The 6,588-nt window shown below is 29.3% G+C and carries 9 protein-coding genes; 8 read left to right on the top strand and 1 reads right to left on the bottom strand.

The window, feature by feature from the left end:
- The first annotated feature begins 140 nt into the window (after positions 1 to 140).
- On the top strand, positions 141 to 911 hold the full coding sequence (locus Q0370_RS07960) for an AzlC family ABC transporter permease (RefSeq protein ID WP_299574338.1): 771 nt from the start codon (positions 141 to 143) through the stop codon (positions 909 to 911).
- Positions 901 to 1,239: an AzlD domain-containing protein gene (locus tag Q0370_RS07955; RefSeq protein WP_299574335.1), complete on the top strand. Its 339-nt coding sequence runs from the start codon at positions 901 to 903 to the stop codon at positions 1,237 to 1,239. Before Q0370_RS07960 ends, Q0370_RS07955 begins: the two co-directional genes overlap by 11 nt.
- A 21-nt stretch (positions 1,240 to 1,260) precedes the next feature.
- Here Q0370_RS07955 and Q0370_RS07950 read toward each other — a convergent pair whose 3' ends face one another.
- Positions 1,261 to 1,770 (bottom strand): hypothetical protein, encoded by a 510-nt coding sequence (locus Q0370_RS07950; protein ID WP_299574333.1) that lies wholly within the window; start codon positions 1,768 to 1,770, stop codon positions 1,261 to 1,263.
- A gap of 278 nt (positions 1,771 to 2,048) precedes the next feature.
- Between Q0370_RS07950 and Q0370_RS07945 the strand changes: the two genes are divergently transcribed.
- The 6 genes from Q0370_RS07945 to Q0370_RS07920 form a co-directional block, all read left to right on the top strand.
- Positions 2,049 to 2,786, top strand: coding sequence for an amino acid ABC transporter permease (locus Q0370_RS07945; protein WP_299574330.1), 738 nt, complete (start codon positions 2,049 to 2,051; stop codon positions 2,784 to 2,786).
- Complete coding sequence (locus tag Q0370_RS07940) at positions 2,779 to 3,507, top strand: amino acid ABC transporter ATP-binding protein (protein ID WP_147006456.1); 729 nt, start codon at positions 2,779 to 2,781, stop codon at positions 3,505 to 3,507. The genes Q0370_RS07945 and Q0370_RS07940 overlap by 8 nt, the downstream gene beginning before the upstream one ends.
- Positions 3,508 to 3,564: 57 nt before the next feature.
- Positions 3,565 to 4,308 carry a basic amino acid ABC transporter substrate-binding protein gene (locus Q0370_RS07935; RefSeq protein WP_299574327.1) on the top strand — a complete coding sequence of 248 codons (744 nt, stop codon included), beginning with the start codon at positions 3,565 to 3,567 and terminating at the stop codon, positions 4,306 to 4,308.
- Between the two features lie 33 nt (positions 4,309 to 4,341).
- A complete protein-coding gene (locus tag Q0370_RS07930; RefSeq protein WP_299574324.1) occupies positions 4,342 to 5,145 on the top strand; it encodes an OmpA family protein in 804 nt (267 codons plus the stop codon).
- Between the two features lie 163 nt (positions 5,146 to 5,308).
- Positions 5,309 to 6,025, top strand: a complete 717-nt coding sequence (locus Q0370_RS07925) for an epoxyqueuosine reductase QueH (protein ID WP_299574343.1) — start codon at positions 5,309 to 5,311, stop codon at positions 6,023 to 6,025.
- Positions 6,026 to 6,415: 390 nt separating this feature from the next.
- On the top strand, positions 6,416 to 6,588 hold a 173-nt coding region (locus Q0370_RS07920; RefSeq protein ID WP_299574340.1), incomplete at its 3' end, for a type III toxin-antitoxin system ToxN/AbiQ family toxin.

Genomic DNA, 6,588 nt, shown 5'->3' with positions numbered 1-6,588 from the left:
CTATTTCAATTTTTAATTTATCAAAATTTTACAAAAAAATTATTACGATACCACTACTAAGGTATATTATATTATATATTTGACTAATTGTTTTGAAATTGTTAGAATAATACTATATAAGGAAGGAATCAGAACAAAAAATGGCACAAATAAGAAAACTGGAAAACTATTTAAAGGGATTAAAAGACGGTACTGGAATCGGAATTGCCTACATTCCCTTTGGAGTTGCAATCGGACTGATTTCAGCTAAAAGTTTTTCTCAAATTTTGCCAATGATTGGGCTTACATCGTTTGGAATGTATGCAGGTGGGGCTCATTCATTACTGTTAAAGGTACTTTATGTGATGAAATCGCCTCCAGTTGAAGTGATTTTATCTATTGCTCTTATCAATTTAAGATATTTATTGTTAAATATTGTCATTTTTAGACAGCTTGGTGAAAAAACTCCTATTTTTCAGAAGTTTCTGGTAGGCGTGGGGCTTACTGATGAAACTGTAACATATCTGACATTGAAAAAGGCCAAAAATGCATGGTATATGATGGGAGTAAATACAATTCCATATTTTTGCTACTGTTTTGGTACAATTTTTGGAGCGATATTTGGAGAAAAACTACCTGAATCACTCATGACAAGTATGAATTTTGTGCTTTATTCAATATTTTTCAGTATGTTAATAATGGCTTTAAGCCAAAATTTTAAATATATAAAAATTGTTTTGCTGGCACTTATTATAAAAATGGCATTTACATTTTTGCCGATTTTAAATAAGGTGAGTTCAGGATGGGTTATGATTTTGACAATGTTTTTGGCAAGTTTTATATACGCACAGCTTTATTATAATGAAAATTCTGAAAAGCAGGAAAACGATGAAATTGATAAAAAGAAAGGAAGTGATAAAATTGAATTATAACGAAAATTTAGGAACTTTAACAATGATTTTGATGACACTCATAATCATGACGGTAATACTGAGGACATTGCCAATATTTGTAAAAATTCCAGAAAACAACCTAAAAGTTAATAAGTTCTTTGAAGCACTTCCTTATACAGTACTAACAGTATTAGTATTTCCAGATATTTTTACTTCTACTGGAAGTACAAATTTTGACATAATAAGAGTTCTGATTGGAATGGCAATCGTAGCATATTTAACTTTTAGGAAGACAAATCTTGGAATAATAATAATTGTTTCTATTGCAGTGATATATTTTTTAGGGACTTTGAAAATTTATTTATAAATCAAATAAAAAGAAAAAATTTTATTTAACAACAGTCAATTTATTATTTTCAATTTTTATATCCTTTATCATTTGAAATTTTTCAACGCCTGATAAATTCAAAATTTCTTTTTTTTCAAGCTGACTAAAGGCATAATTTAACCCTGTTCTGATAATAGGTTTTTTATCAAGATCAATTTCTTTATTTTCTTTTGTCAGTCTTACAATTTGAAAATCATCAAGATAAAGGTTTGATTTCATTGGATCATAACGAATGTCGGTTGCAAAGGTCATTGTTCCGCTAATCTGATCATTTAATGCATCATTTAGGTATTCTGCTTCAATAATTAACTTATCATTTTCAAAATGTACTTTTGGATTAAATAGCTTGATTTTTCCAAGAGGGTAGGATTTTTCTATCGGAAATTTGGAAGCAACAGCACTTTTTACCATGGAATCTGGTATTTTTAGTTGATTTTGAGTGTAAATATAATAACCTAAGCCTGCAACTAATACAATAACTGAAAAAAATAAAAATTTAAATAATTTCATAGTTATAACTCCTTTTTAAATTAAGTTCCGTTTTGGAAATTTTACTGAATTTATAAACTTCATTTCCAAAATCAAGTAACTATATCACTTAATTATGTAAAAATATTTTGAAAAAATATTTAATAGTCTTTGAAGACAGCTAAATAGAATAAAAGTAACAAAGTTAGATACTAAAATAAAAACTTTTTATTGAAAAACCTATAAATATTAGGTATAATAATATTATGATAACTAAAATATAAGGAGGATATGAACAAAATTAAAGTTCATTAAATATAATGGAAGAATTGGAAAAAACACGAAAAATAGTAAAAACATCATTTTTTATAGCAGTTGTAACTATTGCTGTGCTTCTTGTGTTTCCGTATGATATGAAACCAAAAGAGTGGCAAATTTATGCGAACAGTTACTTTATAACTACATTGGGGCTTACAGCGGGTGGAGCTGCTATTGGTATTCTTTTGGGAATGCTTTTAGCATTCTTAAAATTTCAGAAAACCAATATAGAAATTTTAGATATGATAAAAGATGTTATTATCGATGAATATGTTGACATAATGCGAGGAACTCCCATGGTTTTACAGCTTTTGACATTATCTTTTGTAGTTGTAATACTTAACAATTACTGGATTGCATTAATTGCTTTAGGACTTAATAGTGCAGCTTATGTAGAAGAGACAATCCGTTCTGGAATTGAGAGTATAGACAAGGGACAAATGGAAGCTGCAAGAGCAACTGGAATGCCTTATAGAATGGCAATGAATGAAATTGTAATGCCACAGGCAATAAAAAATATTTTGCCAGCACTTTTGAATGAATTTATAAATTTATTTAAGGAAACAGCCGTTGTAGGATATATTAGTGTTGTTGACATTACAATGAACAGTAAAAGTTTACAAGCTGTATATTATAGTGTAAAACCAATATTGTTTACTGGTTTGGTTTATTATATCAGCGTGAAATTATTCTCATTTATTGGGAAACGATTGGAGATGAGATTAAAGGAAAATGATTAAGATAAAAGATCTGAAGAAAAAATATGGAGAATTGGAAGTTTTAAAAGGAATTAGTACAGAAATAAAAGAAGGGGAAGTAATTTCGATTATAGGACCTTCTGGAAGTGGAAAATCAACATTCTTACGTTGTATAAACAGGCTTGAAGAACCTACATCAGGAGAGATTAAAATAAATAATAAAAATATTTTGGAACGTAAGGCGGATATAAACAAAATTCGTGAGGAAGTCGGAATGGTATTCCAGCACTTTAATTTGTATCCACATAAAACTGTACTGGAAAACATTACTTTGGGACCAATTAGATTAAAAAAAATGCCAAAAGCTGAGGCAGAAAAACTGGCAATAGAATTACTGGAAAAAGTGGGACTTGCTGATAAAAAAGATGTTTATCCAAACAAGCTGTCTGGTGGACAGAAACAAAGGGTTGCAATTGCAAGGGCATTAGCAATGAATCCAAAAGTAATTCTGTTTGATGAACCAACATCGGCACTTGATCCTGAAATGATAGGTGAGGTTCTGGAAGTTATGAAGGAGCTTGCAAATGCAGGAATGACAATGATTGTGGTGACACACGAAATGGGATTTGCAAGAAATGTAGCTAATAGAGTATTTTTTATGGATGGAGGATATATTCTGGAAGATGCAAAACCGCAGGATTTATTTGACAATCCAAAAACAGAAAGAGCAAGAGAGTTTTTAGAAAAAGTGTTAAATCACTAAAAGATTATTAGTTAAAATGATTTTAAATAAATTAAATAGAGAAAGAGAGGAAAAAATATGAAAAAAATATTTTTGATGATAACATTAGTAATTTTTGGAATTATATCGTGTGGAAAAAAAGATAATGGGGAGAAAAAATTAAGAGTAGGACTGAATGCAGTTTTTGCTCCGTTTGAATATGTTGAAAATGGACAAGTTACTGGATTTGATGTTGATCTTATAAACGAAATTGGAAAAAATCTTGGATATAAAGTTGAAATTATTGACCAGTCATTTGATGGATTGATTCCAGCATTGAAAGCAGGAAAAATTGATATTATTGTATCTGGTATGAGTTCAACTGAAGAAAGAAAAAAATCAGTAGATTTTACAGATGATTACTTTGTTTCAAAAGAAACTTACATAAGAAAAAAAGGTAATACTGCAGTTACACCAGCTACATTAAGTGGTAAGAAAATTGGAGTTCAGCTTGGAACAATTCAAGAAATAGAAGCAAAAGAGATTAATGGAGCTACTGTTGTGCCAAACGAAAGTACAGTAAATACTATTTTAGATTTAAAAGCAGGAAAAATTGACGTAATTATTCTTGAAAAAGCAGTAGCTCAAGAATACATGAAGAAAAATCCTGAAATGGAAATTTTTGATGAAAAACCAGCTAAAATTGGAACGGCAATGGCTCTTGACAAAGGAAAAAACCAAGAGTTGATAAAACAAATAAATGATGAATTGAAAAAAATGAAAGAAAATGGGAAATATAATGAATTAATTAAAAAATATGGTCTTGAAAACAATCAAAAATAAAATACTTTATTAAAATAGGAGGAAGAACAAATCATGAAAAGGCCTACATTAGTTGCAGTTTCTTCATTGGTTGCAATGGCAGTACCTACGGTATCTGAAAAAATGACAACTTCTGCTATGCGAAAAGACATAATCCGTCCAAATGTGGCAGATATTCAACAAGATGTAAAAAATGATGTGCCTACATTGGATACGCCAAATCCTGAAAAAATAGCCTTAGCTAAAGCAGCGGATAATCCTGATTTGATAACAGTTGCATTAACACAGGACGGTACTGGAACAAGAATTGTTAATAATAAATCTTCATTACCATACCAAAATTCTGATAAAAATGCAATTAATCCACAACAAGCACAACCAAAACAGCAAACAGAAATAGTACAGCCAGTAGTTCAAACGCAAACTAATCAGACTGAAACTGTTTCTGAAATTCAAGAAAAATCAATAAATAATCCACAAAGAGTACAGATTTCAAAATCAGAGATTATATCTCTTAAATCAAATGAGTTAAGTTTTCATAAAAATAGTACTGATTTAAAGAAAGAAGCATATTCTGTACTACGTGATATAAAGGATTATGTCGAAAAGAATGATTATGTTGTATCAATTATTGGATATACTGATAAAAGCGGTGCTTCTTCTTATAATAAACGTTTGTCGCTCAGAAGAGCTGAAAAGGTTGGTTCAAAATTAATAGAATTTGGACTTTCTAAAGACAGGATAGTAGATTTAGTAGGACGTGGAGACAGTAATCCAATCAAAACTAATGATACAAAAGAAGGAAGAGAAGAAAACCGTAGAGTAGAATTTAGATTTGTAAAAAGAGGACAAGTATAGAATTATAGAATCTCTTTTAGAAAAAAAGTGATAATTAGAGTAATAATTTCTAAATATCGCTTTTTATATTGTAGTAAAACTATTAAAGAAAAAGAGCATATTTATAAAAATAAAAAATAGGAGAGAAATTAATTTGATTAAAAATAATGAAAATATTGAACAGATAGAAAATGGAGAAAGTCATATCGAAAGAGATATAAAAAATGCAAAAGAAATTCTGGAGAGAATGAATCCTAATCAGAAAATTAATTATCATACAATTTTAACAAAACTTATTTCAGATTGGGAAAACAAGGATATTCGTCCCAAAATATTAATTCACAGCTGCTGTGCTCCATGTAGTACATATACCTTGGAATTTTTAACACAGTATGCAGATGTTACAGTTCTTTTTGCAAATAATAACATTCATCCAAAAGCAGAATATGTAAAAAGAGCCTTAGCACAGGAAGAATTTATTAAGAAGTTTAACGAACGTACTGGAAATAATGTTGGATTTATTGAGGATGAGTACAAGCCGATGGATTTTTATAAGGCTGTGAAAGGGCTGGAAAAGGAAAAAGAAGGTGGAGCAAGATGTACAGTATGTTTTCAGATGAGGCTTGATATTGTGGCGAAAAAAGCTCAGGAATTAGGATTTGACTATTTTGGAAGTGCCTTGACATTGAGTCCGCATAAGAATAGTCAATTAATAAATACATTAGGGCTGGAAATTCAGGAAATTTTTGATGTAAAATATCTTCCATCCGATTTCAAGAAAAATAATGGATATAAACGTTCTGTCGATATGTGTGCAGAATATGACGTGTATAGGCAATGTTATTGTGGATGTATATTTGCAGCTATGGATCAAGGAATTGATTTAAACGAGTATAAATAGAAGTTAGAAGATATTAAAAAACTGATTTGTTAGAAAATTATAAGAAAATTAAAAATTTGTCTTGAAAAATAAATAAGAATAAGATATAATGTACTTGAAAAGGATTAATAAAAGTTAGGTATTAAAAAGTTAGGCATAAAGGAGTGAGCGAACCTAAGACTTCCTGATTTAGTCAGGTATTAAAAAGTTAGGTCATAATAGAAGCGAGCAAGTCTAAGTCTTCCTGGTTCAGTCAGGTATTAAAAAGTTAGACCATAAAGGAGCGAGCAGTCTAAGTCTTCCTGATTTATTAATCATTATATTTAAGGTATTTTTAGGCGATATTATTATGTATCGCCTTTTTAAATAAAAAGGGGATTAAATGAAGGAAAGGAAAAGTAATTATATTTTATAACATTAACATCAAGTTATTTAAAGTATTTAGGAATATATGAAAATAAAGTTTCGCTAAAAGCAAACAGACCATTTATAGGAATAGTTTTTAAGATAAATAATAAGGAGTATTTTGCACCATTATCTTCTACAAAAGAAAAACATAAAAAAATGAAAACTAATATAGATTT

It is taken from the genome of uncultured Leptotrichia sp. (assembly GCF_938036635.1).
Classification (GTDB): Bacteria; Fusobacteriota; Fusobacteriia; order Fusobacteriales; family Leptotrichiaceae; genus Leptotrichia; species Leptotrichia hongkongensis.
The sequence above is the reverse complement of the archived record's forward strand: the minus strand, read 5'-3'. Positions and strand labels throughout refer to the sequence as shown.